Raw genomic sequence first — 657 nt, forward strand, 5'->3', positions numbered from 1 at the left:
CACCGTGGGGGAGCGCGAGGCGCTGGCGCTCAGGCTGCGCGCGGCAAGCCTGGCTCAGCCGATGCGCGCGACGATGGCGTGCCCGGGCTGCGGCGAGACGCTGGAGTTTGCGCTCGATCCGGAGGGCCTCGCCCGCACGGCCGGGGCGCCCATCGGCACGGCGACGCTGGAGGTCGACGGCTACCGCCTGACCTGCCGGCCGGTCACGGGTCTCGACCAGGAGGCGGCCGCGGCCGCGCCGGATGCCGAGCCCGGGCGCCTGCTGTTGGCGCGCTGCGTGCAGGCGACGGATCCGCGCGGGGCGCCGGTTGCGGCCGAAACGCTGCCCGAGGAGATCGCCGACCGTGCGGCCGAGGCGGTGCTCGGTCTCGATCCCGCGGCGGAGACGACCCTGGCCGCGACCTGCCCGGCCTGCGACATCGCCGTGTCGGGATCGCTCGATGCCGGCGCCTTCGTGCTGACCGAACTCGCCCGGCATGCCGCCTCGCTGCCGGCGGAGGTGCTGGCGATCGCGCGCGCCACGGGCTGGCGCGAGGCGGAGATCCTGGCGATGCCGCCGGCGCGACGCCGACGCTACGCCCGGCTGCTGACGCCGGAGGCGCGCGCATGAGCCTCGCACGCCTCGCCGCCATCGCCCGCCGCGGCGCCGTGCCGGTC

1 protein-coding gene is annotated in these 657 nt (G+C 77.8%); it reads left to right on the forward strand.

Translation table 11 applies throughout. From position 1 onward, the window contains the following. The coding region (locus tag FK498_RS19650) for a hypothetical protein (protein WP_161988503.1) at positions 1–610 on the forward strand (610 nt) is incomplete at its 5' end. Positions 611–657 lie beyond the last annotated feature (47 nt).

Source organism: Elioraea sp. Yellowstone, assembly GCF_006704265.1.
GTDB lineage: Bacteria > Pseudomonadota > Alphaproteobacteria > Acetobacterales > Acetobacteraceae > Elioraea.